At 59.1% G+C, this 23,170-nt stretch carries 22 protein-coding genes; 14 read left to right on the plus strand and 8 right to left on the minus strand.

Going from position 1 to position 23,170, the window contains the following annotated elements; all coding sequences use genetic code 11:
• Positions 1–42: 42 nt before the first annotated feature.
• The 7 genes from pip to ACR3EG_RS20840 all read left to right on the plus strand — a co-directional run bounded on the left by pip (position 43) and on the right by ACR3EG_RS20840 (position 8,399).
• The gene (gene pip / locus ACR3EG_RS20810) at positions 43–1,020 is read left to right on the plus strand and encodes a prolyl aminopeptidase (protein ID WP_170755384.1); all 978 of its coding nucleotides are present in this window, start codon (positions 43–45) and stop codon (positions 1,018–1,020) included.
• Positions 1,017–1,835, plus strand: a complete 819-nt coding sequence (locus ACR3EG_RS20815; RefSeq protein WP_480497816.1) for an ABC transporter substrate-binding protein — start codon at positions 1,017–1,019, stop codon at positions 1,833–1,835. Before pip ends, ACR3EG_RS20815 begins: the two co-directional genes overlap by 4 nt.
• Positions 1,836–1,993: 158 nt before the next feature.
• Positions 1,994–2,584: a ribosome maturation factor RimP gene (gene rimP / locus ACR3EG_RS20820; RefSeq protein WP_480497814.1), complete on the plus strand. Its 591-nt coding sequence runs from the start codon at positions 1,994–1,996 to the stop codon at positions 2,582–2,584.
• Positions 2,584–4,194 carry a transcription termination factor NusA gene (gene nusA, locus ACR3EG_RS20825; RefSeq protein ID WP_480497812.1) on the plus strand — a complete coding sequence of 537 codons (1,611 nt, stop codon included), beginning with the start codon at positions 2,584–2,586 and terminating at the stop codon, positions 4,192–4,194. The genes rimP and nusA overlap by 1 nt, the downstream gene beginning before the upstream one ends.
• A gap of 24 nt (positions 4,195–4,218) precedes the next feature.
• Positions 4,219–4,842 (plus strand): RNA-binding protein, encoded by a 624-nt coding sequence (locus tag ACR3EG_RS20830; protein ID WP_170353758.1) that lies wholly within the window; start codon positions 4,219–4,221, stop codon positions 4,840–4,842.
• Between the two features lie 8 nt (positions 4,843–4,850).
• Positions 4,851–7,325, plus strand: coding sequence for a translation initiation factor IF-2 (gene infB / locus ACR3EG_RS20835; protein WP_480497810.1), 2,475 nt, complete (start codon positions 4,851–4,853; stop codon positions 7,323–7,325).
• A 309-nt stretch (positions 7,326–7,634) separates the two neighbouring features.
• Positions 7,635–8,399, plus strand: coding sequence for a caspase family protein (locus ACR3EG_RS20840; protein WP_480497808.1), 765 nt, complete (start codon positions 7,635–7,637; stop codon positions 8,397–8,399).
• Positions 8,400–8,473: 74 nt separating this feature from the next.
• Here the strand turns inward: ACR3EG_RS20840 and ACR3EG_RS20845 are convergent, their stop codons facing one another.
• The 5 genes from ACR3EG_RS20845 to ACR3EG_RS20865 form a co-directional block, all read right to left on the minus strand.
• The gene (locus tag ACR3EG_RS20845; RefSeq protein ID WP_480497806.1) at positions 8,474–9,301 is read right to left on the minus strand and encodes an alpha/beta hydrolase; all 828 of its coding nucleotides are present in this window, start codon (positions 9,299–9,301) and stop codon (positions 8,474–8,476) included.
• Positions 9,302–9,304: 3 nt separating this feature from the next.
• Entirely contained in the window at positions 9,305–10,186 is an 882-nt protein-coding gene (locus ACR3EG_RS20850; protein ID WP_480497804.1) for a tryptophan 2,3-dioxygenase, read from the minus strand.
• A gap of 63 nt (positions 10,187–10,249) precedes the next feature.
• Positions 10,250–11,278, minus strand: coding sequence for an L-threonine 3-dehydrogenase (gene tdh / locus ACR3EG_RS20855; protein ID WP_480497990.1), 1,029 nt, complete (start codon positions 11,276–11,278; stop codon positions 10,250–10,252).
• Positions 11,279–11,297: 19 nt separating this feature from the next.
• Positions 11,298–12,248 carry a PLP-dependent cysteine synthase family protein gene (locus ACR3EG_RS20860; protein WP_480497802.1) on the minus strand — a complete coding sequence of 317 codons (951 nt, stop codon included), beginning with the start codon at positions 12,246–12,248 and terminating at the stop codon, positions 11,298–11,300.
• The gene (locus ACR3EG_RS20865) at positions 12,245–13,432 is read right to left on the minus strand and encodes a glycine C-acetyltransferase (RefSeq protein ID WP_480497800.1); all 1,188 of its coding nucleotides are present in this window, start codon (positions 13,430–13,432) and stop codon (positions 12,245–12,247) included. The genes ACR3EG_RS20860 and ACR3EG_RS20865 overlap by 4 nt, the downstream gene beginning before the upstream one ends.
• A gap of 194 nt (positions 13,433–13,626) precedes the next feature.
• Here ACR3EG_RS20865 and ACR3EG_RS20870 point away from each other — a divergent pair, with 194 nt between their 5' ends.
• Entirely contained in the window at positions 13,627–13,947 is a 321-nt protein-coding gene (locus ACR3EG_RS20870; RefSeq protein ID WP_480497798.1) for a hypothetical protein, read from the plus strand.
• A 44-nt stretch (positions 13,948–13,991) separates the two neighbouring features.
• Here ACR3EG_RS20870 and ACR3EG_RS20875 read toward each other — a convergent pair whose 3' ends face one another.
• A complete protein-coding gene (locus ACR3EG_RS20875) occupies positions 13,992–14,561 on the minus strand; it encodes a helix-turn-helix domain-containing protein (RefSeq protein WP_480498396.1) in 570 nt (189 codons plus the stop codon).
• Between the two features lie 119 nt (positions 14,562–14,680).
• Here ACR3EG_RS20875 and ACR3EG_RS20880 point away from each other — a divergent pair, with 119 nt between their 5' ends.
• Positions 14,681–15,856, plus strand: a complete 1,176-nt coding sequence (locus ACR3EG_RS20880; RefSeq protein WP_480498394.1) for an acetyl-CoA C-acyltransferase family protein — start codon at positions 14,681–14,683, stop codon at positions 15,854–15,856.
• Positions 15,857–15,952: 96 nt separating this feature from the next.
• On the opposite strand, the gene ubiB is transcribed toward ACR3EG_RS20880, so the two are convergent.
• Entirely contained in the window at positions 15,953–17,482 is a 1,530-nt protein-coding gene (gene ubiB / locus ACR3EG_RS20885; protein ID WP_480498392.1) for a 2-polyprenylphenol 6-hydroxylase, read from the minus strand.
• Positions 17,483–18,235 (minus strand): bifunctional demethylmenaquinone methyltransferase/2-methoxy-6-polyprenyl-1,4-benzoquinol methylase UbiE, encoded by a 753-nt coding sequence (gene ubiE, locus ACR3EG_RS20890; protein WP_480498390.1) that lies wholly within the window; start codon positions 18,233–18,235, stop codon positions 17,483–17,485.
• A gap of 252 nt (positions 18,236–18,487) precedes the next feature.
• Between ubiE and ACR3EG_RS20895 the strand changes: the two genes are divergently transcribed.
• From ACR3EG_RS20895 to dnaA, 5 genes are all read left to right on the plus strand, one after another.
• Positions 18,488–19,081 (plus strand): hypothetical protein, encoded by a 594-nt coding sequence (locus tag ACR3EG_RS20895; RefSeq protein WP_480498388.1) that lies wholly within the window; start codon positions 18,488–18,490, stop codon positions 19,079–19,081.
• Entirely contained in the window at positions 19,039–19,890 is an 852-nt protein-coding gene (gene mutM, locus ACR3EG_RS20900) for a bifunctional DNA-formamidopyrimidine glycosylase/DNA-(apurinic or apyrimidinic site) lyase (RefSeq protein WP_480498386.1), read from the plus strand. The genes ACR3EG_RS20895 and mutM overlap by 43 nt, the downstream gene beginning before the upstream one ends.
• 66 nt (positions 19,891–19,956) lie before the next feature.
• Positions 19,957–20,733: an enoyl-CoA hydratase gene (locus ACR3EG_RS20905; RefSeq protein WP_170353745.1), complete on the plus strand. Its 777-nt coding sequence runs from the start codon at positions 19,957–19,959 to the stop codon at positions 20,731–20,733.
• Between the two features lie 223 nt (positions 20,734–20,956).
• Positions 20,957–21,220: a 30S ribosomal protein S20 gene (gene rpsT / locus ACR3EG_RS20910; RefSeq protein ID WP_170351928.1), complete on the plus strand. Its 264-nt coding sequence runs from the start codon at positions 20,957–20,959 to the stop codon at positions 21,218–21,220.
• A 562-nt stretch (positions 21,221–21,782) separates the two neighbouring features.
• The gene (gene dnaA / locus ACR3EG_RS20915) at positions 21,783–23,168 is read left to right on the plus strand and encodes a chromosomal replication initiator protein DnaA (RefSeq protein WP_480498384.1); all 1,386 of its coding nucleotides are present in this window, start codon (positions 21,783–21,785) and stop codon (positions 23,166–23,168) included.
• The last annotated feature ends 2 nt before the right edge of the window (positions 23,169–23,170 follow it).

The following is a 23,170-nucleotide window of genomic DNA, read 5'->3' on the forward strand; positions in this document are numbered from 1 at the left end:
CTCCGTGTGCTCTTTTACGTTTAAAGACTATATAGGGCCCTAATGGATAAGTACCCGGACCAAAAGCGCGCAGTTCAATATCTGTACCCGCCGATCGACCCGTTCGATCAGCGGATGGTCGATGTGGGCGACGGGCACCGTATTTATATGGAGCAATGCGGCAATCCCGAAGGGCTGCCAGTTGTGATCCTGCATGGCGGCCCCGGTGGCGGGTGTAGCCCGGCGATGCGGCGCTATTTTGATCCGCGTGTGTTTCGGGTGATTCTGTTTGATCAGCGCGGGTGCGGGCGGTCGCGGCCGCATGCCTCGGTGGTGGACAACACGACGTGGGATCTGGTGGATGACATCGAGCGTCTGCGGACGTTGCTGGATATCGACGACTGGACGGTGTTTGGCGGCAGCTGGGGCGCGACGCTGGCGTTGGTCTATGCGCAGGCGCATCCCGACCGGGTGAACCGGCTGGTGCTGCGCGGCGTGTTTCTGGCCACGCAGGCCGAGCTGGATTGGTTCTATGGCGGCGGCGCGGGCAAGTTCTGGCCCGAGCAATGGGCGAAATTCACCGCTCTGCTGACCGAGGATGAGCTGTCGGACACGATAGGCGCCTATCACAAACGACTGTTCTCGGGCGATCGGGCGACGGAAATCCTGTATGCGCGGGCCTGGTCGGCGTGGGAGAACGCGCTGGCCTCGATCCATTCGCACGGGTCTACAGGTGAAAGCCCCGGAGAATACGCGCGCGCCTTTGCGCGGCTTGAGAATCACTATTTCACCCATGGCGCGTTTCTTGAGAAAGACGGGCAGATTCTGGATCAGATGGACCGAATCGCCCATATCCCCGGACATATCGTGCAGGGGCGCTATGACATGATCTGCCCGCCGCAGGCCGCTTGGTCTTTGGCCGAACGCTGGCCCAATGCCGAGCTGAAGATGGTGCGCCAAGCAGGTCATGCCTTGTCCGAACCCGGCATCAGCGCCGAGCTGGTGCGGATCATGGACCGTGTGGCGGAGGGGATCGCATGACCCGGATGGACCGTCGTGCTTTATTCGCCTCGGGTGCTGCGGCGGCATTGCTGGCGGCCACGGGGGCCTCGCTGGCGGATACGCCCAAAAAGGGCGGAACGCTGCGACTTGCCGTGCCGCGCGATGACAGTTTGGAACAAGTGGCGCGCGGGGCTGTCTTTGATACCCTGACCGAGATAGCGCCCGATGGCACCTTGCGCGGCGAATTGGCGACCGGGTGGCACACGGATGCGGATGCGCGGGTCTGGAGCTTTGATCTGCGCGATGATGTGGCATTTCATGACGGTGCGGCGCTGAATGTGGCGGATGTGGTGTCGGTGCTGCAACAGGTCGGACGGGCCGAAGCTCTGACGCCGGATTCGGTGCGGCTGGAGCTGGCCGAGGCGAATCCCGGCCTTCCTTTCCTGTTGGCCGATACGCGGTTCGTCATCACGCGCGATGGGCAGGGCGTGACGCCCTTGCACACTGCCAATGGCACCGGATGCTACCGGGTGGAACGGGCCGAGGATGATCGGCATTTTCTTGGCCGCCGGGTGGCGGATCACTACAAGGATGGACAAGCAGGTTGGGCCGATGCGCTTGAGATCATCGTGATCCCTGACGCCAAAGTTCGAGCCGAGGCGTTACGCGACGGTTATGTGGACGTGGCGGCGCTGCCCGACAGCGATGGCCTGAAGGATCAGCGCGGCCTGCGGTACCACCCCAGTCAGGACGATATGGCGCTGGCGGTGGCCGGACAGGTGGGTATGCCACGCCAGATCGGGGGCCGCGCGCTGGACGATGGGCGCATCGCCGAACGATGGTGGCTGGCCTGATCTGATCACGTTTCACGCCGGGGGTTGCAGACTCGGGAAAGCCTGCGTATATGCAGTTGCAACAGCGGCGCGTTGGACTTCTGGTCCAAGGCTCCACCGGAAATTTCGACGGGCCGCGCGCCCGTTTTTTTGTGCCCGATTGAAGGGTAGAGATCTGAATGACAAACGACCTGATAGCCAAAGCTGCCATCGACCGGCGACTGGCCGAGATCATCACCCCCGTGATCGAGGATCTGGGGTATGAGCTTGTCCGTATTCGCCTGATGAGCGGCAAGACCACCACGCTGCAGATCATGGCCGATAAGCCCGATGGCGGCATCGAAGTGGATGACTGCGCCGAGATTTCCAACGCCGTCAGCGCCTCGCTGGATGTCGAGGACCCGATTCTGGACGCCTATACGCTTGAGGTGTCGAGCCCCGGTATCGACCGGCCTCTGACCCGTCTCAAGGATTTTGAGATGTTCGAAGGCTATGAGGCCAAGGTTGAGACCGCCGAGTTGATCGACGGCCGCCGCAGGTTCAAGGGTGAGCTGGCCGGCATTGAAGGGGACGAGGTTCTGATCAACATCCCCGAAGGGTCTGAGACGATCACCATCGGTCTGCAATTCGACTGGCTGAGCGACGCCAAGCTGGTCCTGACCGATGATCTGATCAAGGAAATGCTGCGCCAGCGCAAAGACGCCGGTGCCCTGAACGAAAACGCTTTCGACGAGATTGAGACCGAAGGGTCCGAAGAGGAGACGAACTGATGGCAATCACCTCAGCCAACCAGCTGGAGCTGCTGCAGACCGCCGAGGCCGTGGCCCGCGAAAAGATGATCGACCCCGGTCTGGTTGTCGAAGCGATGGAGGAATCGCTCGCCCGTGCCGCCAAGAGCCGCTACGGCGCGGAAATGGACATCCGCGTGTCCATCGACCGCAAGACCGGCAAGGCGACCTTTACCCGCGTGCGCACCGTGGTCGAGGATGAAGAGCTGGAAAACTATCAGGCCGAGTTCACCGTCGAGCAGGCCAAGCAGTATATGGAAAACCCAGAGGTCGGTGACGTCTTCGTGGAAGAAGTTCCCCCGGTTGAAATGGGCCGTATCGCGGCGCAATCCGCCAAACAGGTGATTCTGCAGAAGGTCCGCGAAGCCGAGCGTGACCGCCAGTACGAAGAATTCAAGGATCGCGCAGGCACCATCATCAACGGTGCAGTCAAGCGCGAGGAATTCGGCAATGTCATCGTCGATCTGGGCGGGGCCGAGGCCGTTCTGCGCCGCAATGACAAGATCGGCCGCGAAAGCTATCGCCCGAATGACCGCGTGCGCGCGTATATCAAAGAAGTGCGTCGCGAGGTTCGTGGCCACCAGATCTTCCTGTCGCGCACCGCGCCGGAATTCATGGCTGAACTGTTCAAGATGGAAGTGCCGGAAATCTATGACGGCATCATCGAGGTTAAGGCCGTGGCCCGCGACCCTGGTTCGCGTGCCAAGATCGCTGTGATCTCGTATGACGGCTCGATCGACCCGGTTGGTGCCTGCGTCGGTATGCGCGGAAGCCGTGTTCAGGCCGTTGTGAACGAGCTGCAAGGCGAAAAGATCGACATCATCCCGTGGAACGAAGATCAGCCGACCTTCCTGGTGAACGCGCTGCAGCCCGCCGAGGTTTCCAAGGTGGTTCTGGACGAAGAAGCCGGCAAAATCGAAGTTGTGGTGCCTGAGGAGCAGCTCTCGCTGGCAATCGGTCGCCGCGGTCAGAACGTGCGTCTGGCCAGCCAACTGACCAACCTGGACATCGACATCATGACTGAGGCCGAAGAATCGGCACGTCGTCAGAAAGAATTCGAAGCCCGCACCCAGCTGTTCATGGAGACGCTGGATCTGGACGAATTCTTCGCGCAATTGCTGGTCTCGGAAGGTTTCACAAACCTCGAAGAGGTGGCCTATGTCGAGATCGACGAGCTGCTGGTCATCGACGGTGTTGACGAAGGCACCGCGCAGGAATTGCAGACCCGCGCGCGTGAATTCCTGGAAGCACAGGCCAAGGCGGCTCTGGACGCAGCCCGTGCATTGGGCGTCGAGGACAGCCTTATTGAATTCGAAGGCCTCACACCCCAGATGGTAGAGGCGCTGGCCAAGGATGACGTGAAGACTTTGGAAGACTTCGCCACCTGCGCCGACTGGGAACTGGCCGGTGGCTGGACCACGGTCGACGGCGAGCGTATCAAGGATGATGGTGTTCTGGAACCTTTCGGCGTAACGCTGGAAGAGGCGCAGGATCTGGTCATGACGGCACGCATCATGCTGGGCTGGGTTGATCCGGCCGAGCTGGAGCAGGCGGACGAGGATGCCGAAACCGAAGAGGAGGCCGAGGCCTGATCTCAGGGCCTCGGGGTTGCTGACATGGGTCGCGGTGGCGTCCATAAGGATCGGTCGGACGGACCCGAACGCAAGTGCATCGCCACGGGCGAGGTTCAGCCCAAATACGGGCTGATCCGCTTTGTGATGGGGCCGGACGGTCAGGTCTTTCCCGATGTTGCGGCGAAATTGCCGGGGCGCGGGGTCTATGTGGCGGCGGATCGCGCCGCGCTGGACAAGGCCGTTGGCAAAAAGCTGTTCTCGCGCGGGTTCAAAACGCAGGCGACTGCGCAAACGGACCTGGCGGACGAGGTTGAAAAGCAAGTCGCGCGGCGGGTGATCGAGTTGATCAGTCTGGCGCGCAAGTCCGGTGACGCGGTCGCCGGGTATGAAAAGGTCAAGACGTGGCTGGACCGGGAAGAGGCTCAGGTACTGATTCAGGCCAGCGATGGATCGGGGCGCGGCAAGTCGAAACTCAGCACGCCGCACTTCGGAAAATACATCGGATGGCTGACAGCGGACGAATTGGGGGCGGCATTTGGGCGCCAAACCGTGATTCATGCGGCGCTGGCCTCTGGCGGACTCGCCAAACGTGTTGTAGAGGAAGCGCAGCGCCTGCGTGGCTTGCGCGAAACGGATGACGGCGGCAAGGGCCGCACGGAAGGGTAAGAAGCTTTATGAGCGATAGTGACGGCAAAAAGACATTGGGTCTTCGTGGCGGGGCACGCCCCGGAAATGTGAAACAGAGTTTCAGCCACGGACGCACCAAGAATGTCGTGGTGGAAACCAAACGCAAACGCGTGGTGGTCCCCAAGCCGGGTGCCGGAAAGCCGGGTGGCGGAGCAACGCCCTCGGGCGATCCGTCGCGCCGTCCTGCCGGGATTTCCGACGCCGAAATGGCACGCCGGATGAAGGCGCTGCAGGCCGCCAAGGCGCGCGAGGCCGAAGAGGCCGCCGCCCGCGAGGCTGCTGAAAGAGCGCGTGAAGAAGAACGCGCCCGTCGCCGTGCCGAGCAGGAAGCCAAGGAACGCGAACAGCGCGAGGCCGAAGAGAAAGCCCGCGCCAAGGCCGAAGAGGAAGAGCGCAAGCGCAAAGAGGCGGAAGAAGCCGCCAAACGTGCCGCTGCCGCGCCTGCTCCGGAAGAACCCAAAGCCGCCCGCAGCCCGGCCAGCAAGCCTGCGCCTGCGGCTGCTCCGCGCAAGCAGGACCGCGAGCGTGATCAGCGTGGTCGTGGCAAAGGCCGCGACGACAACCGCCGTTCGGGCAAGCTGACACTGGGTCAGGCCACTGGTGGCGAGGGCAACCGCCAACGCTCGATGGCCGCGATGAAGCGCAAGCAAGAGCGCGCGCGTCAGAAAGCCATGGGTGGTTCGGTTGAACGCGAAAAGGTGATCCGCGACGTTCAGTTGCCCGAGGCGATCATGGTCTCGGAACTGGCCAACCGTATGGCCGAGCGTGTGGCTGACGTTGTCAAATCGCTGATGCAGATGGGTATGATGGTCACGCAGAACCAAACCATCGACGCCGACACTGCGGAACTGATCATCGAAGAGTTTGGCCACAAGGTCACTCGTGTTTCGGACTCGGACGTAGAAGACGTCATCAAAGAGGTCGAAGACAGTGATGATGATCTGCTGCCGCGTCCGCCGGTCATTACCATCATGGGTCACGTTGACCACGGTAAAACCTCGCTGCTGGATGCAATCCGCGACGCGCGCGTTGTGGCCGGTGAGGCTGGTGGCATCACCCAGCATATCGGCGCCTATCAGGTGAAAACCGAAGGCGGCACCACGCTGACCTTCCTGGACACTCCGGGCCACGCGGCGTTTACGTCCATGCGTTCGCGCGGGGCTCAGGTCACGGATATCGTGGTTCTGGTGGTTGCGGCGGATGACGCCGTGATGCCCCAGACCATCGAGGCGATCAACCACGCCAAAGCGGCCGGAGTGCCGATGATCGTGGCGATCAACAAGGTCGACAAGCCGGATGCCAATCCGGACAAGGTGCGGACCGATCTGCTGCAGCATGAAGTGATCGTCGAGAAAATGTCGGGTGAGGTTCAGGACGTCGAAGTCTCCGCCATCACCGGTCAGGGTCTGGATGAGCTGCTGGAGGCCATCGCGCTGCAATCCGAGATTCTGGAACTGAAAGCAAACCCCGACCGCGCCGCCCAAGGTGCCGTGATCGAGGCGCAGCTGGATGTGGGCCGTGGCCCCGTCGCCACCGTTCTGGTTCAGACCGGCACGCTGCGTCAGGGCGATATCTTCGTTGTGGGTGAGCAATACGGTAAGGTCCGTGCGCTGATCAACGACAAGGGCGACCGCGTGAAGGAAGCTGGCCCCTCGGTTCCGGTCGAGGTTCTGGGTCTGAACGGCACACCCGAAGCAGGCGACGTTCTGAACGTGACCGAGACCGAAGCACAGGCCCGAGAGATCGCGGAATACCGCGAACAGGCCGCCAAGGACAAACGCGCCGCCGCTGGCGCCGCAACGACCCTTGAGCAGCTGATGCAGAAGGCCAAGGAAGACGAGAACGTCAACGAACTGCCAATTCTGATGAAAGCAGACGTTCAGGGCTCGGCTGAGGCCATCGTTCAGGCGATGGAGAAAATCGGCAACGATGAGGTACGCGTGCGCGTGCTGCATTCTGGCGTTGGTGCGATTACCGAGACTGATGTCGGCCTTGCCGAAGCATCCGGTGCACCTATCCTCGGCTTCAACGTCCGTGCGAACGCCTCGGCGCGGAACACTGCGAACCAGAAGGGTGTGGAAATCCGCTATTACTCGGTGATCTATGACCTCGTGGATGACGTGAAAGCGGCAGCCTCGGGCCTGCTGAGCGCCGAGATCCGCGAGAAGTTCATCGGTTACGCCGAGATCCGCGAAGTCTTTAAGGTCACCGGCGTCGGCAAGGTTGCTGGCTGTCTGGTCACCGAGGGCGTGGCCCGTCGTTCCGCGGGCGTCCGCCTGCTGCGCGACAACGTAGTGATCCACGAAGGTACGCTGAAGACGCTCAAGCGCTTCAAGGACGAAGTGGCCGAGGTTCAGTCAGGTCAGGAATGCGGTATGGCGTTCGAAAACTACGACGATATCCGCGCAGGCGACGTGATCGAAATCTTCGAGCGCGAAGAGGTTACGCGGACGCTGGATTGATCCGCTACGGTAAAGAAATCAGAAAACAGCGGTCCTTTGGGGCCGCTGTTTTTCTTTTGGGGGGTTACAGCGAAGAAATTCGGGGCTTTCTGGGTACATTTAATGCACTCAAGCAAAGCATCCTTGCTCTCGTTCCAATCAACACTCACCTGAATTCGACAGGGCGAGGCATAGTTGGCCTAAACATATAGACACTGGATGCTTGGGTCTGATTTGTTACGCATAAAGACCGGGAGACCGTGCAACTGCTATCGGCCAGGAAGAGATCGGTTGACGTCTTTGGTTTGATATAACTCGGAGATTTAATTGATGCGTTTTCTTGCGGTATTCCTCTTCTTCATCGCGCTGTCCGTTGGGCCGTCTGCTGCGCACGAACGGTTTGCTTTGGTGATCGGCAATGCCGGTTACACAAGTGTCCCGGCACTTGATAATCCTGTGAACGATGCGCGCCTGATGAGCGATGAGTTACGGGGCGCAGGATTTGAGGTCACGACGCTGACGGATGTGAGCCTTGATGAGATGACGGGTGAAGTTGATACGTTTGCCAGCAAGGTACGTGCGGCGGGTTCCGAGGCGTTGGCCGTGTTTTACTTCGCGGGGCACGGCGTACGCAGTGATGGTTTCAACTACCTTCTTCCCCTTGATGTAAACATTCAGTCCGAGGCCGACATTGCAGGCCAAGCTGTTCCGGCAGAATGGGTTCTGGACCGCATTCATACACCACAGGCGGTTAGCGTTATGATTTTGGATGCCTGTCGCGACAATCCGTTTGGTGGCCAATCGGACGTGAATCTGGATGTGGGTGACGGGCTTGCACGTATGACTGCGCGCACCAACAATCTGATCGCGTATGCGACAGGGCCCGGCGAAGTTGCCTTGGACGGGACCGGAACAAACAGCCCTTACACCGCCGCGATTGCGCGTGCCATCAGAACCTCGGGCCGGCCTTTGGAACAGATTTTCGAACAGGTGCGCACGGATGTGATCAGTGAAACGGATGGCATCCAGACCCCTTGGGCACGGTCGTCGTTGAATATAACGATCGGTATGAAAGACCCGACAGCGTCGCAATAGGGAAAACAGCCGTGATCAGCACGTCAGGGCAAGGCAGATAGATACCGAATTTGTCCCAAACCCCGACCGTATCCCTAACGCGGTGCTGCCAAGAACGTTGCCGGATGCATGATGATGTCAAAATGCTGCACCCCGTTTTGCAGATCGAAGCTGACCGAATGCCCGGCCTTTCGAAGCAACTCGGCATAGTCTCGGCTTTGACGGATGAATTCGGGTGTGTCGCGCTCACCCACGGTCACGCGATAGCGGGGGCCGGGGGCCGGGAGGTGCCGGATGGGCGACAGGTCGTGCACCTCAACTGGTGTCAGTTGTAAGGGTTCGTTCACAGACGTTAGACTGATCGGTTCCAGATCATAGACGCCGCTGATTAGGATCACGTCGCGCACCCGCAGCCCTGCGCGGGCCAGCGCATCGGCTGAGGTGGCCATGACCATACTCGCCAGTTGCGCCCCTGCACTGTGGCCGGACAGGGTGACACGTGACGGATCAAATCCCAAGTCAGGCGCGTTGGCGGCCAACCAAAGTAGGGCGTTACGGCATTCCTCGATCATGTCGCCAATCCGCGCATCAGGGGCCAGCGTGTAATTGAGAGACGCAAAAGAGTACTCGGCTTCAACCAACGACGGGGCCATCATTGCCGATTCGCGCTGACTGAGGGCTTGCCAGTATCCTCCGTGGATGAACACATGCAGTGGCGCACCTGCGCCTTTCGCGGGGAAGAAGTCCAGAACCTGTGCGGTACTGTCCCCGTATGAAACGTTGCCGATAACATCCATCTGCGCCCGGTACTGCGCACTGAGCGCGGCGTAACTGTTCAGATAGGGTGTCAAGTCGCCGCCGATCATCGACCGGGGAGAGTATTCCCGATCCAACTCGGCTTGGGTGAAACCTCGGTACAGCATGGGCTACTCCTGATCCGCATACATCAATTCGGTGCGCACATCGTAGAGATCATGGAAAAACCTCAAATCCAAGGCTTTGCGCAGGAAAGACACGCCGCTTGAGCCTCCGGTACCCGGCTGGTCGCCGATCACCCGCTCGACCGCGGTGACATGGTCAAAGCGCCAGCGTTGGAACAGGGATTCCACGTCCATCAGTTTTTCGGCCAGCGCATAGAGATCCCAATGCTTGCCCGTATCGCGGAACACTTGCACCCACAGTTTCACAACACGCGGATCACCTGAATAGGGCTGCGCATAGTCGCGGTTCAGCAGGTCATCGGGAACATCAAATCCCTGCCGCGCCATCATCTGCAGCACTTCGTCATAGAGCGAAGGTTTGGTCAGCGCGGCGTTCAACATCTCCGTCACTTCGGGGTCATGGGCGTGCACTTTCAGGGTCGCGGCGTCCTTGTTGCCCAGAATGAACTCGATCTGGCGGTAGCCATAGCTTTGGAACCCGGACGAGCTGCCGAGGGCCTGCCGGAAGGTCATGTAATCGGCCGGGGTCATGGTCAGCAGGGTTTCCCACGCGGCGATCAACTGCCGCTGGATTGCCTTCACCCGGTCAAGGTTTTTCATTGCCGGGCCGAAGTCGTCCTGTTGCAGAAAGTGGCGCACCTCGACCAGTTGGTGGTGCATCAGCTTCAGCCACAACTCGCTGACCTGATGGATGATGATGAAAAGCATCTCATCGGGTTGGGCCGGGTCTTGAAAGGTTTTCTGCAGGTTCAGCAGTGTCTTGAGCTGAAGGAAGTCGCCATAGCTTTTGCGGTGGGTCCGGGTGAAATCGGTCACAAGGGATGGTTCGATCCCACGTTCCAGATATCTGTCAGTCTTGTCGCTCATGACGCCCCCTTGATGCGGTATTTCGCACCTGTCTACGGCGTCATTTTGCAACTATCCAGCGCGTCAGGTCCAGTCCAGCACCACCTTGCCCGATTGGCCGGATTTCATCGCGGCGAAGCCGTTGGCAAAGTCGTCGACTTTCATCTGGTGCGTAATCACTCGACTGACATCCAAACCGTTCTGCAGCATGGCGATCATCTTGTACCAGGTCTCGAACATCTCACGGCCATAGACGCCCTTGATGGTGATGGCCTTGAACACGATCCGCGACCAGTCGACGGGCGATTTGCCCGGCGGAATCCCCAGCAGAGCGATCTTGCCGCCCATCACAAGCGCTTCGACCATCTGGTCCAGCGCGGCTTGCGAACCGGACATTTCCAGCCCCACATCAAAGCCCTGCGTCATGCCGAGATCCGCGATGACATCTTGCAGGCCTTCCTTCGAGACATTAACGCTGCGCACGGTTGGCACCACATGTTCGGCCAGTTTCAGGCGGTCGGGATTGATATCGGTGATCACCACATGGCGCGCACCGGCATGGCGGGCCACGGCTGCCGCCATTATGCCGATGGGGCCAGCGCCGGTGATCAGAACATCCTCGCCCAGCAAATCAAAGCTGAGCGCGGTGTGAACAGCATTGCCCAACGGATCGAGGATGGCCCCGATCTCATCCGGGATATCATCGGGCAGCGGCACCACGTTAAAGGCGGGCAGTTTCAGGTATTGCGCGAACGCGCCCTGTTCATTCACCCCGATCCCGCGCGTGCCGGGGTCCAGATGGAACTTGCCCGCGCGGCTTTGGCGACTGTCATTGGTGATCAGATGCCCCTCGCCCGAGCATCTTTGACCGACCTCCAGCCCGGTTACATTCCGCCCCAATTCCACGATCTCACCGGCGAATTCATGGCCAGTGATCATCGGAACCGGCACCGTGGCCGAGGCCCATTCATCCCAGTTCCAGATGTGAATGTCGGTGCCGCAGATGCCGGTCTTGTTGATGCGGATCAGAACTTCATCCGGGCCGATCTCGGGCACCGGGGCCTGTACCATCCACAGGCCCTCTTCGGGTTTGGATTTCTCAAGCGCTTTCATTGTGTTGGGTCGCATCAGATCACTCCCACAAATCGGTCGACAGGTATTTGAGCCCGCTGTCACACATCACAATTGCGACGCAGCCGCCCTTTTCCGGGCCACTCAGCAACTGGATCGCGCCGGCGAGGTTCGCACCTGCCGAGTAGCCCGCGAAAATGCCTTCGGTCCGGGCCAATAGCCGCGCCCCATCCCGCGCCGCATCGCCGGACACGGACAGATGCCCTGCCAGGGAGGTGCCGTTCAGATGAACCAGATCACCCATTGCGTATCCGCCACCCTGAATTGGGTGTTCGGGATTGGTGATGGCCTCGCCTGCGATGGCCCGCGCGCCTTCGGGTTCCACGGCGTAGCAGCGCACGGCATGTGGTGCGAGAAAAGCCGCGGCCCCGGCCAGAGTACCGCCAGAGCCCGCAAAATCGCAAAAGGCCGTGACGGTGCCGCCGGATTGCTCCCAGATTTCGGGTCCAGTGCCGGTTGCGTGGGATTTGGGATTGCCGGAATGGCCGAATTGATCGGCCCGAAAGGCGTTACGCTCGGCCGTGATGCGCTGCGCGGCCTCATCCACCAACGCCAAATCCGCGCCCGAAACCTCGCCGGGTTTGCTGCCCTCGGCTTGCGGCACGATCACGACTTCTGCCCCAAGGGCGCGCATCATCCGCGCGCGCTCGACCGAGTTTCCCGCGCTCATCACCGCCACAAAAGGATGACCCAGAATACCGCAGACAATCGCCAACCCGGTGCCCATATTGCCCGAGGTCAGCTCGACCACTGTCTGCCCCGGTGACAGGGTGCCGTCGGCGCGGGCCAGTTCGATGATGGATCGCGCCGCGCGGTCCTTTTTCGAGAACCCCGGCAACAGATAATCCAGCTTGGCCAGAATGTGGCCCTCCAGACCTAGGTGCTGACAAACCCGCGACAGGTCAACAAGCGGTGTATTCCCAATCGCGTCGATTACTGAGGGCAGGATCACGAAATCACTCCCAGTTCCTTGCCGACCTTGCCAAAGGCGGCCAAGGCGCGGTCCAACTCGACGCGGGTCAGCGCTGCGTTCATTTGTGTCCTGATCCGGGCCTGTCCGCGCGGGACAACCGGGAAGAAAAAGCCCGAGACATAGACGCCTTCGTCGAACAGCCTGTTGGCCATGTCCTGCGCCAGTGTCGCCTCGCCCAGCATTACCGGGATGATCGGGTGTTCGCCGGGCAGCAGGTCAAAGCCCAGTTTTTCCAGTCCTTCCCGCCAGTAATTTGCGTTTTCAAACAGCCGGGTACGCAGGTCCGCACCTTCTTCGACAAGGTGAATGGCCTCAAGCCCGGCAGCGACAATCGACGGCGGCAGCGAGTTCGAGAACAGATAGGGCCGCGCCCGCTGCCGCAGCAGGTCGATCACTGGTTGGCGAGCAGCGATATAACCGCCGATTGCCCCCCCAAGTGCCTTGCCCAAAGTTCCCGTCAGAATGTCCACATCGACACCGAAATGATCCGGCGTACCCGCCCCATTTGGCCCCATGAAGCCGGTCGAGTGGCAGTCATCCACCATGACAATCGCGTCGTATTCCTTGGCCAGCCGTGTGATTTCGGGCAGGTTCGCCAGATAGCCGTCCATGGAGAACACGCCGTCGGTGGCGATCATGACATGGCGCGCGCCCTCGTTACGGGCGTGTTTCAGCGTCTCTTCCAGCTCTTTCATGTCATTGTTGGCATAGCGATAGCGTTTCGCCTTGCACAGCCGCACGCCATCAATGATCGAGGCATGGTTCAAGCTGTCCGAGACAATCGCGTCCTCGGGGCCCAGCAGCGGCTCGAACAGCCCGCCATTGGCGTCAAAACAGGCAGCAAACAGGATTGCGTCATCCTTGTTCAGGAAATGCGCCAGCTTCTGCTCCAGCTCACGGTGGATATCCTGCGTGCCACAGATGAACCGAACCGAGGCCATACCAAAGCCTTTGGGTTCCATCGCGCCTTTGGCCGCGGCAATCAGGGCCGGGTGATCGGCCAGACCCAGATAGTTGTTGGCGCACAGGTTGATAACCTGCCGCTCGCCCACCGTAATCTCACCGCCCTGAGGCGAGGTGATCATGCGTTCGCGTTTATACAGACCCTCGGATTCGATCTGCGAAAGCGTGTCCGTGATGTGTAATAGGAATGCATTTGCCATCTGGGCCTCCATAGCTCCCTAGTGTCTATCATAACGGATACATTTCCGAAATAGAAGAAATACAGTATTGCGGAAAATTTTCTTACATTACGGATAGGCCGGAGCTTTAAGTGATAACTTTTGGCTGAACTCAATGTGATCCACTTTTTTCCACGCGGCGTATTCATTTGCATATCAACTGGGAGGGAAACGATATGATTAAGATTTCAACAGCCGCAGCGCTGGCTCTGATGTTCGGTGCAACAGCGGCTTTCGCGGGGCCTGGCAAAGGCAATACCGGTGGTGGTAACAGTGGGCTTGCTCAGTCGATGGCCGGGGCTGTTTCAGGTGGCGCGGCCACGCTCGGTCGAGACTTTGGAAGCAAAGGCAAAGGAACCGCTTCGGCGGTGAGCGGCGGCGGAAACGGCGGTTGGGGCAATGTTGGAAGCAGCCTCAGCAGCATTACCGGTACAGACGGTCAGGTTTCCAACCGTGGAGGAACCCGCGGCGCAAACGACCTTCCCGACGAGGAATAGCTTCTAAATACCGACCGGCCGCCTTTTCAGGCGGCCGGTCGGTCTCATAGACCTGTTTTTACAATTAAAAAAACGCGTGCCGTTCCATTATGCGCAATGATCGAGTGCGCAACATCCGCTGCATAACGCCCTGTGTCGCCTTGATGCAGAACCTCAGTTGCAGTGCCGGATTCAATCTCGACCGATCCCATCAAAACAGTCAAATGTTCACGAGAGCCTTTTGCATGCGGTTGGCTGATCAGTTTTCCGTCCGGCTCGAACCAGATATCGTACACTTCGTGCCCACCAGCATCTTCTGGCGGGGAAAGGATTCCGATCCGACAGCCATACCCCATATTGTCGATACTGGGCACATCGGACTGTTTCAGTACTTCGATTGTGTCGCCCTGAACCTCTTCATCCAGAAGCCCTGCAAAGTCTACGTTCAGCGCACGTGTCAGGTTCCACAATGTCGCAATGGTGGGGCTGCTTTCGCCGCGTTCGATCTGGCTGACCATGGATCGGGACACGCCGCTCAGATTGGCCACGGCTTCCAGAGACAGGCCCTTGGAGCGGCGCGCCTCTTTCAGGCGGGCGGGCAGGCGTGTCAGGATATCGTCTGTGTTTTCCGTCATGGCGGAATCTGATGCGCCTTTCACGATGGGTTGTCAATTCCGCTTGTGACGGGACGTCCAATGGGACAGCCTGACGGCACAGATGCATAGTGCCGCCAAATCCAATTGGGAGAAGAGACATGAAAGATATCGTCATTCTGAATGGGGCCCGCACGGCTGTTGGGACATTTGGCGGGGCGCTGGCCTCGACCGCGCCGATCGATCTGGCGACCGTGGTGACCGAAGCCGCGATGGAGAAGTCGGGTGTTGAAGGCGGCCAGATCGGCAATGTCGTGTTCGGCCATGTGATCAACACCGAACCGCGCGACATGTACCTGTCGCGCGCAGCAGCCAAACAGGCGGGTATCCCAGTTGAAACCCCTGCGATGAACGTGAACCGTCTGTGTGGTTCTGGCGCGCAGGCGATTGTGTCAGCGGTGCAGTCGCTGATGCTGGGCGATGCGGAATTTGCCGTTGCCGGTGGTGCCGAGAGCATGTCGCGCAGCCCCTACATCCTGCAGCAGGCGCGCTGGGGTGCAAAGATGGGCGATATCAAATCGCTGGACATGATGCTGGGTGCGCTGAACTGCCCGTTTGGCACTGGCCATATGGGTGTCACGGCTGAGAATGTCGCGGATGAGCATCAGGTCACGCGCGAGCAGATGGATGAGTTCGCAATGACCAGCCAGACTCGTGCTGCTGCGGCGATTGAGGCCGGGTATTTCCAAAGCCAGATCACGCCGGTTCAGGTCAAGGTCAAGCGCGACATGGTCGATTTCATGGTCGATGAGCATCCCAAGGCGACCTCGATCGAGGCGCTGGCCGGTCTGCGCCCTGCGTTCAAAAAGGACGGTCGGGTGACGGCGGGCAACGCCTCGGGCATCAATGACGGGGCGGCGGCCATGGTTCTGGCCACGGCCGACGCGGCCGAGAAGGCCGGGTTGAAGCCGAAAGCGCGTATTCTGGGGTACGGCCACGCCGGAGTGCGCCCCGAGGTGATGGGCATTGGTCCGGTGCCTGCGGTGCAGAACCTGCTGGCCCGCACTGGTCTGTCGGTCGAAGATTTCGATGTGATCGAAAGCAACGAAGCCTTTGCCTCGCAGGCGCTGGCCGTGAACAAAGAGCTAGGTCTGGACGCTGCCAAGGTGAATCCGAATGGTGGCGCGATTGCGTTGGGTCACCCTGTTGGCGCAACCGGGGCGATCATCACGCTGAAAGCTCTGTACGAGCTGGAGCGGATTGGTGGATCCAAAGGTTTGGTCACCATGTGCATCGGCGGTGGTCAGGGTATCGCCATTGCCTTTGAGCGTCTCTGAGTTGAGATGTTGGTGGGGGGCTGTCTGCCCCCCATCGCGCCTTTGGCACGATTCCCCCCGAAGATATTTTTAGCCAGATGAAGAGGCGGATCAGGTCTAGCTGAGCGCCGTTAGGATCAGGACAAGACCCGCGCCTGCGGCTGCGCCGAGGGTTACGGGCAGTGCGACAGACCACAGGCGTGAACCTTTAGGCTCGTCTTTCTGGGTTTGCGCGATCAGCGCGTTTTCGACCAGAGCGGGTAGACGGGGGCCGAAACGAGCCAAGACCATTGCGGTTTTGCCGAAATCGCGCAGGGCCGCGCGCGGGCCAATGGATTTCTTGATGTAATCCTCGACCACGGGGCGGGCGACTTCCCAGATATTGATATGCGGGTCCAGTGACCGCGCGACGCCTTCAACCACAACCATTGTGCGTTGCAGAAGGATCAGCTCGGTCCGGGTTTCCATACCGAAGCGTTCGGTCACTTCGAACAGGTAATTCAGCAGGCGGCCCATCGAGATATGGGTGGCATCCATGCCGAAGATGGGTTCTCCTACAGCGCGCAGGGCGCGGGCGAATTCGTCGACGTCCTGGTTGGCGGGGACATAGCCGGCCTCGAAATGCACCTCGGCTACGCGCTTATAGTCGCGTCGAATGAAGCCAAAGAGGATCTCTGCGTAGACCCGGCGGGTGTATTCGTCGATGTGGCCCATGATGCCGTAATCATAGGCGATGATATCCCCATTGGCGGCGACCTTGAGGTTGCCCTGGTGCATATCGGCGTGAAAAAAGCCATCGCGCAGCGCGTGCAGCAGGAACAGGCGCAGAACGCGTTCGGCCAGATCGCGGCGGTTGTGGCTGGCTGCATCTAGCGCGTCATTGTCGCCCAGAGCAATGCCGTCGGCCCAGCTGAGCGTCATCACCCGGCGCGCGGACAGGGACCACACCACCGGCGGCAACCAGAAGCCTTCGTCATCCTTGGTGTTGGCGGCGTATTCTGAGGCGGCGGCGCTTTCCAGTCGCAGGTCCAGTTCGCCGCGCACGACACCGTCGAAATGCTCGACCACCTCCATCGGGCGCAGGCGGCGCGCGCCGGGGGCGCAGAGCTGTACGATGCGGGCGGCGAAATAGAACGCATCCACGTCCTTGCGGAAAGCACGCTCGATGCCGGGGCGCAGGACTTTGACGGCGACGTCTTCGCCGGTGCTGGACAGTTTCGCCTTGTGGACCTGCGCGATTGAGGCGGCGGCGATCGGGTCGCTGAAATCGTCGAAGATCTCGGATACGGGCTGGCCCAGTTCTTTTTCGACCTCGGCCATGGCTTCGGCCTTGGAAAAAGGCGGCAGCTTGTCTTGCAGAACCCGCAGCTGTTCTGCAAGCTCGTTACCGACCACGTCGGGGCGGGTCGAAAGCACCTGACCGAATTTGATATAGGCCGGACCCAGCGCCGTCAGGGCGCGGGTGGCGGGTGGCATATCCGGATCGCCCTTGTATCCAAGCCACTGGAACGGCTTGCCCAGAGCGTGGGCCACAAAGCGTAGTGCGCGTGGGGCTTCGAACGCGTCCAGAACCACGTTCATGGCGCCCGTGCGCTCTAGCGTGGCGCCTGTGCGGATCAGGCGAATAATGTTGTGAGGACCACGCATTTAGATCTTCCAGCCGGAATGCAGCGCGGCGATACCCATGCTGAGATTGCGGTATTTGGCGTTTTCGAACCCGGCGGCGCGGACCATGCCCAGAAATGTTTCCTGATCAGGGAATTTGCGGATTGATTCTACCAGATACTGATAGCTGTCGTAATCATTGGCGATCAGCTTGCCCATGCGCGGGATGACGTTGAAGCTGTAGAGGTCATAGAGCTTTTGCAGCCCGTCATTGGGCAATTGGCTGAATTCCAGCACCATCAAGCGACCGCCGGGCTTCAGCACGCGGTAGGCTTCGTTCAGCGCCTCTTGCGGGCGGGTCACGTTCCGGATGCCGAAGGAAATCGTGTAGACGTCAAAGGTGTTATCCTCGAAGGGCAGGGACATTGCGTCGCCCACCACCCAGTTCAGGCTGTCCGACATCTGATCAGCCTCGGCGCGCTGGCGGCCTTCGACCAGCATCGGCTCGGTCAGGTCCAGTACGGTGGCGTGGCCGTGGCCCGCGCGTTTGAGGAAGCGGAACGAGATGTCTCCGGTGCCGCCCGCCACATCCAGCAGCCGTTGACCGGGGCGCGGGGCCAGCCAATCCATCATCGCGTCTTTCCAGACACGGTGGATGCCCATCGACATGACATCGTTCATCACATCGTATTTCGACGCGACCGAATTGAACACGCCCTGCACGCGGCCCGCTTTTTCCGCCTCGGGCACGGTTTCGAATCCAAAATGTGTGGTTTTGTCGTTGGAGTCGGACATGTAAGACGCCTTTGTCTGTGTTGCTCATCCTTATAGGCCGCGCGGCGGGGAAGACAATCGCGCGAAAAGGTAGCAGGTGCACGGAACCGTCCGGCGTGCCACATATTTTCCTTAGTCGCGGTGTAAGATGCAGATAGTTTTAGAAGAAGTTAGATTCAAATGTCGAATTATTCGAGTTTAGTAGCCGTATCAGGCGTGGTCCTGTCATTTGCCTTTATTATCTGGCGCGTTCGTGCCGTTTTTCAAACTTTCATGCGATTCCATCGGGCGAAAGGGTTCGGTGACAAGATGGATGCCGCAGCACGTCATTTCCCCAACGATATATTGGAAGAATCAATGCTGCGCGCCGGCAGCGAAAGACCTGCACAACATTCTCTGACCCGTATGACATTTCGCACGACGCCGGGCGTTATCGTTGTTACGATTTTGGTGTTGGCCGTTTTGTTCTTTATCGGGTTCATCAGGCCCGAGCTGGCTCCGAACGAGATCTTCATCCCCGTCAAGGATGCTGAAACTGCGGTGCTGATCAAGCTGGGACTTGTTGGGTTGGTGATCTACACATTGATCTATCATCTGGCCAATTCGACTTCGATCGATGGGGCCGAGCTGACGACTATGAGTCCGCTGTTTCAGCGTCGGACCTATGACCTGAATAAGCTCTGCCAGATCAGATTGAGGCACAATGGGAACTACGTGCTGCGTTTTTCAGATGGGAAGACAGCGCGTATTCTGAAATATGTTACCGGACATGATGAAATGGTGCAGGCGCTGGAACAAGCGCTGGCAGCAAATCAGGAGAGCACATGCCGGAACTTCCCGAAGTCGAAACGGTCCGCCGTGGGCTGAGCCCCGCGATGGAAGGCGTGGTGATCGAACGGGCGGACGTGAACCGTCCGGACCTGCGCTGGCCTTTTCCGGATCGAATGGCCGAACGTTTGACAGGCCAGCGCGTGGACAGGTTGCGGCGGCGTTCAAAGTACATTCTGGCTGATCTTGGCAGTGGCGAAACCCTGTTGATCCATCTTGGGATGTCCGGGCGTATGACAGTTTCCGGAGACCCGCTTGGACAATTTGTTCACGATCATCCCATGCCGGAAAAGCATGATCATGTTGTATTTCACATGGCCAATGGCGCACGGGTGACATTTAATGACCCGCGCCGGTTCGGTGCGATGGATCTGCTGCCCACTGCAACGGCCGAGGACCACAAGTTGCTGTCGGTTCTGGGGCCGGAACCCTTGGGCAACGACTTCCACGAACAGCACCTGGTTGATGCGTTCAAAGGCAAGAACACGCCGGTCAAATCAGCGTTTCTGGATCAGGGAATCGTTGCCGGATTGGGGAATATCTACGTGTGCGAGGCGCTTTATCGCGCCGGTGTGTCGCCACGTCGCAAAGCCGGGCAGATTTCGGCGAACCGAGTTGCGGCCCTTGTTCCGATCATCCGGCAGGTTCTGCAAGACGCCATCCGGGCCGGGGGGTCATCCTTGCGCGATTTCCGTCAAGCCAATGGAGAACTTGGATATTTTCAGCACAGCTTTGACGTTTATGGCCGCGAAGGCGAACCCTGCCGCACCGAAGGTTGCGGTGCTGCCATAAAAAGAATCACTCAGTCCGGTCGCTCATCCTTCTATTGCGCGCAATGCCAAAGATAACTTGATCCAGCTTTTGCGCGTGATAATGAATCGTATCTGAACGGAACAACCGGAAGCTTACACCTCATGGCTTTTGAGACGATCATCGTCGAAATCGAAGACCACGTCGCGCTTGTGAAACTCAACAGGCCGGACGCAATGAATGCGCTGAACAGCCAGTTGATTGCTGAATTGTGCGAAGCGCTGGAAGACGCCGACAAGAATGACAAGGTGCGCTGCATCGTCATTACGGGCTCGGACAAGGCTTTTGCCGCTGGCGCGGACATCAAGGAAATGTCCGAGATGAGTTTTGTGGATGTCTACACCACGAACCTTTTCGCGGATATCAACGACCGGGTCAGTGACATCCGCAAGCCTGTAATCGCGGCTGTTGCGGGCTATGCGCTGGGTGGCGGTTGCGAATTGGCGATGATCTGCGATTTCATCATCGCGGCAGATACCGCAAAGTTCGGGCAGCCGGAAATCAATCTTGGCGTTATTGCGGGCCTTGGCGGAAGCCAGCGCCTGACGCGCTTTGTGGGCAAGTCCAAGTCGATGGATATGAACCTGACCGGCCGCTTCATGGACGCAGAAGAGGCAGAGCGTGCCGGGCTTGTCAGCCGCGTCGTGCCTGCCAAAAAGCTGTTGGAAGAGGCAATGGCCGCAGCCCAAAAGATCGCCGAGAAATCACAGCTGAGCGCGATCGCCGCGAAAGAGGCCGTGAACCGCAGCTACGAAGTGTCGCTAAGCGAAGGGCTGTTGTTCGAACGCCGTGTCTTTCACTCGATGTTCGCCACGGAAGACCAGAAAGAGGGTATGGCAGCCTTTCTGGAAAAGCGCGCGGCGCAGTTCCGCGACAAATAAACAATCAAGGTGGGGAAAGGCGGGCGTATGCCCGCCTGTTTCATACCTGCTGTGCCCGGCTAAGAATCTGCTTGGCAAACCCCTGCAACTTGGATAGTACACGCCGCTATACATGCGCGTGCGGCCCGCTTGGCCCGACTCACACTCGTGATTTCTGATCCGGTGCGGATAATTCCGTGGCGCGCAACCCTAGATAACCGTACCGAACAAAGGTCAGAGACACATGGCTAACTCGCCCCAGGCAAAGAAACGCGCACGTCAGAACGAAAAGCGTTTTGCAATCAACAAAGCACGTCGTTCGCGCATCCGCACTTATCTGCGCAAAGTCGAAGAAGCGATCGCATCCGGCGACAAAGACGCTGCAACCGCAGCTCTGCGCGCTGCCCAGCCCGAACTGATGCGCGGCGTCACCAAAGGCGTTTTCCACAAGAACACTGCATCGCGCAAAATGTCGCGTCTGTCGGCTCGCGTCAAAGCGCTGGGCTGAGTCGCGTATTGAGACTTGATTGACCTTGGGTCACGTAAGCAAGGCTGATCTATTTTCAAGGGCGTCGCGCAATGCGGCGCCCTTTTTGCTGTTGCCAGAATACCGCGTCCTCACGAAACCGAGAGATTCTTTCGCGCTCAGACCCGAGTCAATATCAGAGTTTCGTTGAAGCGACTGCCGACCTCTTGTTACCACTAACTCAGCGATTCACTCGCTTGGGGGGACAGGCTGTTTCCTTGGTCAGACTGACGGGCATCAGGATGATCGGGAGGCGAATGTTGGTAACTCGGGGACAACCGATTTGCTGATCTGCTGTGGGACCTGGCACGACCAGGAGTCCAGCCCTGTCGAAAATTGAGATTGCGTTGCGCAACCTGAAAAAGGGATGCCCTGCTGTGGGGCATCTGATTGCCGGGTTATGCACGCCGTCAAGGACGAAAGCGCCGAATCTATTTGATTCGGTGGGTGGGATCCCTTTGTCCGAGTGAACGCGCATACCGGGGGACCGGACACAGAAATAAGGCCGACAGGCCAATAAAGAATGGGATGCGTGAGGCGCTGAATGACACAAGAGAAATGGGGACTACTGCAAAACAAACTGCTCAAGGCGATCGGAAAGAACAATTACACCACATGGATTGAACCTCTGCAGTTCCAAGAGGTCCAGGACGGTGTCGCTGTTTTCTCGGTGCCGACCAATTTCATGGGCAATTACGTGAGCCAGAATTTTGCAGATCTCATCCTGTATGAGATGAACACTGCGGGGGAAACCGTCCAGCGACTGGCCTTTCGGGTTGCCGCCAATTCGACCGCACGGCCCGCGAATGTTGCTGAAACTAATTCGGTAGAGATCGCACAAACACCGGAACCTCGAATGTCCGTGCGATCAAGCGAGGCACTGGAATCACTGCAAGCGGCGCCTTTGGATGCCCGATTCACCTTTGACAGCTTCGTGGTCGGCAAACCCAACGAGTTGGCGCATGCAGCGGCGCGCCGTGTCTCGGAAGGTGGGCCTGTAACTTTCAACCCGCTGGTTCTGTATGGCGGTGTCGGTCTGGGTAAGACGCACCTGATGCATGCGATTGCCTGGGAACTGAAAACCAAACGCCCCGAGTTGAATGTTCTGTACCTGTCGGCGGAACAGTTCATGTACCGGTTCGTACAGGCGCTGCGTGAACGTCGAATGATGGATTTCAAACATCTGTTCCGTTCGGTCGATGTGCTGATGGTCGATGACGTGCAGTTCATCGCGGGCAAGGATTCCACGCAGGAAGAGTTCTTTCACACCTTCAATGCGTTGGTGGATCAGAACAAACAGATCATTATCTCTGCCGACCGCGCTCCGGGTGAGATCAAGGATCTGGAAGACCGCGTGAAGTCGCGACTGCAATGTGGTCTGGTCGTTGACCTGCACCCCACCGACTATGAGCTGCGTCTGGGCATTTTGCAGAACAAGGTTCAGCATTACAGCACCACCTATCCCGATCTGCAGATCGCTGATGGCGTGCTGGAGTTTCTGGCCCACCGTATCTCGACCAATGTGCGGGTGCTTGAAGGCGCGCTGACTCGTCTGTTTGCCTTTGCCTCACTCGTAGGGCGCGAGATCGATATGGAGCTGACGCAGGATTGCCTGGCCGACGTACTGCGCGCGTCCGAGCGCAAGATCACCGTCGAGGAAATTCAGCGTAAGGTTTCGGATTACTACAATATCCGTCTGAGCGATATTATTGGCCCCAAGCGCCTGCGATCTTACGCCCGTCCGCGTCAGGTCGCGATGTATCTGTGTAAACAGCTGACCAGCCGGTCCCTGCCTGAGATTGGTCGTCGCTTTGGCGGGCGTGACCACACCACCGTTATGCATGGTGTGAAGCGCATCGAAGAGCTGAAAACCACCGACGGCCAGATCGCCGAAGACGTGGAAATGCTGCGCCGGTCACTCGAAGCGTAGGT

The organism is Ruegeria sp. AM7, from assembly GCF_056535965.1.

Excerpts from the sequence above, each read along its gene's own strand:
- ACR3EG_RS20815 (WP_480497816.1), top strand. The coding sequence starts at position 1,017 with ATGACCCGGATGGACCGTCGTGCTTTATTCGCCTCGGGTGCTGCGGCG.
- ACR3EG_RS20830 (WP_170353758.1), top strand. The coding sequence starts at position 4,219 with ATGGGTCGCGGTGGCGTCCATAAGGATCGGTCGGACGGACCCGAACGC.
- ACR3EG_RS20845 (WP_480497806.1), bottom strand. The coding sequence starts at position 9,301 with ATGCTGTACCGAGGTTTCACCCAAGCCGAGTTGGATCGGGAATACTCT.
- rimP (WP_480497814.1), top strand. The coding sequence starts at position 1,994 with ATGACAAACGACCTGATAGCCAAAGCTGCCATCGACCGGCGACTGGCC.
- nusA (WP_480497812.1), top strand. The coding sequence starts at position 2,584 with ATGGCAATCACCTCAGCCAACCAGCTGGAGCTGCTGCAGACCGCCGAG.
- mutM (WP_480498386.1), top strand. The coding sequence starts at position 19,039 with ATGCCGGAACTTCCCGAAGTCGAAACGGTCCGCCGTGGGCTGAGCCCC.
- ACR3EG_RS20870 (WP_480497798.1), top strand. The coding sequence starts at position 13,627 with ATGATTAAGATTTCAACAGCCGCAGCGCTGGCTCTGATGTTCGGTGCA.
- ACR3EG_RS20840 (WP_480497808.1), top strand. The coding sequence starts at position 7,635 with ATGCGTTTTCTTGCGGTATTCCTCTTCTTCATCGCGCTGTCCGTTGGG.
- ubiE (WP_480498390.1), bottom strand. The coding sequence starts at position 18,235 with ATGTCCGACTCCAACGACAAAACCACACATTTTGGATTCGAAACCGTG.
- infB (WP_480497810.1), top strand. The coding sequence starts at position 4,851 with ATGAGCGATAGTGACGGCAAAAAGACATTGGGTCTTCGTGGCGGGGCA.
- ACR3EG_RS20880 (WP_480498394.1), top strand. The coding sequence starts at position 14,681 with ATGAAAGATATCGTCATTCTGAATGGGGCCCGCACGGCTGTTGGGACA.
- ACR3EG_RS20865 (WP_480497800.1), bottom strand. The coding sequence starts at position 13,432 with ATGGCAAATGCATTCCTATTACACATCACGGACACGCTTTCGCAGATC.
- ACR3EG_RS20905 (WP_170353745.1), top strand. The coding sequence starts at position 19,957 with ATGGCTTTTGAGACGATCATCGTCGAAATCGAAGACCACGTCGCGCTT.
- pip (WP_170755384.1), top strand. The coding sequence starts at position 43 with ATGGATAAGTACCCGGACCAAAAGCGCGCAGTTCAATATCTGTACCCG.
- ubiB (WP_480498392.1), bottom strand. The coding sequence starts at position 17,482 with ATGCGTGGTCCTCACAACATTATTCGCCTGATCCGCACAGGCGCCACG.
- ACR3EG_RS20895 (WP_480498388.1), top strand. The coding sequence starts at position 18,488 with ATGCGATTCCATCGGGCGAAAGGGTTCGGTGACAAGATGGATGCCGCA.
- ACR3EG_RS20875 (WP_480498396.1), bottom strand. The coding sequence starts at position 14,561 with ATGACGGAAAACACAGACGATATCCTGACACGCCTGCCCGCCCGCCTG.
- tdh (WP_480497990.1), bottom strand. The coding sequence starts at position 11,278 with ATGAAAGCGCTTGAGAAATCCAAACCCGAAGAGGGCCTGTGGATGGTA.
- rpsT (WP_170351928.1), top strand. The coding sequence starts at position 20,957 with ATGGCTAACTCGCCCCAGGCAAAGAAACGCGCACGTCAGAACGAAAAG.
- dnaA (WP_480498384.1), top strand. The coding sequence starts at position 21,783 with ATGACACAAGAGAAATGGGGACTACTGCAAAACAAACTGCTCAAGGCG.
- ACR3EG_RS20850 (WP_480497804.1), bottom strand. The coding sequence starts at position 10,186 with ATGAGCGACAAGACTGACAGATATCTGGAACGTGGGATCGAACCATCC.